Genomic DNA, 3,390 nt, shown 5'->3' on the forward strand with positions numbered 1-3,390 from the left:
CTAATCTTTCAAAACCATAATAATATGGTTCAATCATTCCAATAATAGTTGTAAAGTGATCAATTACTTGTTTTCTTTGATCTTGCATGAATGCTTGAAAATCTGTACTTTGAATAGTTATATTTTCTAAGAATTGACGAACTGAATATGGTTTTGGGAAACCTTCAGCACTAACGGTTAAACCTTGTTTAAACGCATCAACAACCATTTGTTCGTTTAGTGGTGTACCTACCGCGTGTGTATACAAAATTGTTTGATAGATAGCATTTGCACCAAATTCAGGAGATGCTGAATAACCATAATATGATGGCGAAACTAAATCAATAATTGATTGAAGATCTTGCTCTAGAGATGATTGTTGATAGAAAACATAATTCAAAAAGTTTTGATTTTCGGTTGGTCTATAATAAGAACCTTCAGGCGTTCATATAAAATATTTACTCAATTCAATATATGTTGCTGTTGTGTGATTAAAAGAATCTTTAAATTCCTGTATTGTAACAATTTGCGCTGGTGTTCCAGAAAAATATTGACTAACATTAAATACACCATTTGGATCGGCATACCCAAAATAATTGCTATCTAGAAATTGATTATATATAGCATTTGTTGCTAACTCAAAAGAGTTTTCATTAATCAATGTAAAATTCTTAAAATCCGATGTTGCTACAAATTCGTATTGTTCAATGGTTGCATCCTTACCGCCCACCGAATCAACAGATAAATCCGCTCAAACATCAGTTGAAAATAAAAAGTTTATAGCAGTTGAAGCATTTCATGAAGGGTCCTTCATTACATTTATTCATTTACTAATAACTTGGTCAACTGAAGTAAGAGGATTTGCTGTAGCATCATCTAAATAATAGTTTCAATATTGTTGATTTTGTGAATTTTGGTCATCAAAACCATAATAAAAACTATTATATTGATTAATAATTTTTTGAACATAATAACTAAATTGATTTTTACCTCATGTTTGATATTCATGAAAAGCCGTTTCAATTGCACTTCCTGAAATAGGATTTAAGTATGGTTCAGTCAAACGTTCTGGATTACCAGCTTCTAAACTATCATGAAATCTTGTTAATAAAATTTGCAACCCTAACCCAGGGTTTGCAATGTCATCATCTTTCTTATCAAACGTTAATCCGTTTTTTGAATCAATTACGAATGCTGGAAACATGTTTGGTAAGCTATCTTGGTTATATCAACCTCATTGATGACCGTCTTCTGTCCCCTCCATTGTTTGAATTCATTTTGAATAAGTCGAATCAATCAATGTTTTTGCAGCAATTGATTGAATGGATACAAAATCTTTAATAGCTGTGTCTAATTCGTCTAGATTTACGCTATCTGGAAAATTAGCGGTTGCTGCAGCCACCAACTGTTCGTTAGTCATCGGACTAAATGTATAATCAGAACTTTTTCCGATTCATAAAGATATCTTTTCAATAGCATCTTTTTCAGATGGGGTTGCTTGATTTTCATATACTGAAGTTAAATCGACAAAATATAATTTATTTTTAAGAAAAAATTCGAATTGATTTAAAAATGGTGATACGTTAGCATTAAATTCTTTTATAGATTTTGATGCATAATCTGCTCACTGAGTAGTTGAGTTAAGAGTTTGTAATGTGGTTTGTGTTTGCTGTGAATGGTTTTTACTAATTTGTTGTTCATTAGTATTCCAGTTCATAAATTTTGAAATTGGCACAAGCATAACTGTTGTTAAAGTCGCTAAAAGTGTCAATAACTTGAATTTTTTATTCATATTTTTCCTTTGTATTTTTTCTTTTATATGTTATAATTTTAAATTTAAATTTTAATAAAATTTAAATTTGAGACATAGGAAATATATATAATAAAAAATTATTTACTTTTATTGGGTTGATTTTTTTTATACATAAATAAAATCACATGAGTTATAGAACAAATACCGATCATTCCGATGAAAATTCACAGAACTCAGGACAAATTATTATTAATAATATTATTTGCAGCAGATATTGCGTATTCATTTATTGCGGATTGATTTTCTCAATTTAATCAATTTAGTAATTCCCCATTCGCTACTACATTGCCATTAACAATTGTGTATAAACTATTTAAGTAAGAAGCAATTTGTGAAAAACCAGCTTTATCGTTAACTAAATTAGTTTCAGTGATTTGTACTTTAAAAAAGTTGTACATTGAATCAACATCCGTTGGTAAACCTATAGTTGAACCATTTTTAGTGTTAAAGAAAGTTCAAATGTGTTCTGCTCCGACAAATGGCAATGATGTTTGGTTAAATATAAAATCTTTGTGTTTATAACCTTGATTTAAAATTATTAAAATATTTGATAGGTCATTTTTCAAACACTCTGTTTGTTGTTGTGCATATACACTTAAGTCAAAAAATACATGTCCAACACTTTGTGAATTAAAGAAATCATAAATTTTTTGTTCCCCGCCTCATTCACTCTTAGCATCGTTAATAATATTATTTGCTATATCACTAACTGGTAATGTAGATTTCCCGTCTGGAGTTAAAAAATAATGATCAAAGTAAGCTAGCATCATTATATTGTAGCCTCAATTGCTATTTTTATATTGAGTTAAAGAATTATCAATATCACTAATCAACGCATTCTTCTCTTGTGTTCCAAATTCACCCGAAATTTTATTTTCATTTACTAAAGTTTCTAATCAAACTTTAACATCGGATGGGAACGGGAAGTCCTGAGTTCCGTGCATATCAATAACGTTTTGTTTGAATAATTTTAATAATGCTACTGAATCCAGTGGAGTTCCATCCTTTTGAATAATCAATAATGTTCTGCTAACTAAAGAATCCATTTCAGTTGTATAACCGTAGTAATTATTTACCATTTCATCATAAATTGGGTTTCATGTCTTTTGTAATGAATTACTTTGATCTGTTAAAAATTCATTGATTGCAGTTTTATCTGTAATTAATCTTGTTAATGAATCATTTAAATATCGTTTCCCTGGTAGAAATGTTGATGGTGCCGGGAAGTTATTCATTAAATAATTTGCTAATACAACAGGATCAAACGGAGTTCCATCAATTATAACCTAGCAATACATAATCACTAACTGGATTGTTTGCTAATCTTTCAAAACCATAATAATATGGTTCAATCATTCCAATAATTGTTGTAAAGTGATCAATTACTTGTTTTCTTTGATCTGTTAAAAATACATTGATTGCAGTTTTATCTGTAATTAATCTTGTTAATGAATCATTTAAATATCGTTTCCCTGGTAGAAATGTTGATGGTGCCGGGAAGTTATTCATTAAATAATTTGCTAATACAACAGGATCAAACGGAGTTCCATCAATATAACCTAGCAATCCATAATCACTAACTGGATTGTTTGCTAATA

The 3,390-nt window shown here is 29.4% G+C and carries 1 protein-coding gene; it reads right to left on the reverse strand.

The features are described 5' to 3' along the window. Nucleotides 1–1,869 precede the first annotated feature (1,869 nt). Nucleotides 1,870–3,027, reverse strand: coding sequence for a hypothetical protein (locus ASO20_RS00250; protein ID WP_085055919.1), 1,158 nt, complete (start codon nt 3,025–3,027; stop codon nt 1,870–1,872). Between the last annotated feature and the right edge of the window lie 363 nt (nt 3,028–3,390).

Origin of the sequence: Mycoplasma sp. (ex Biomphalaria glabrata), from assembly GCF_001484045.1 — a bacterium.
GTDB lineage: Bacteria > Bacillota_I > Bacilli_A > Mycoplasmatales.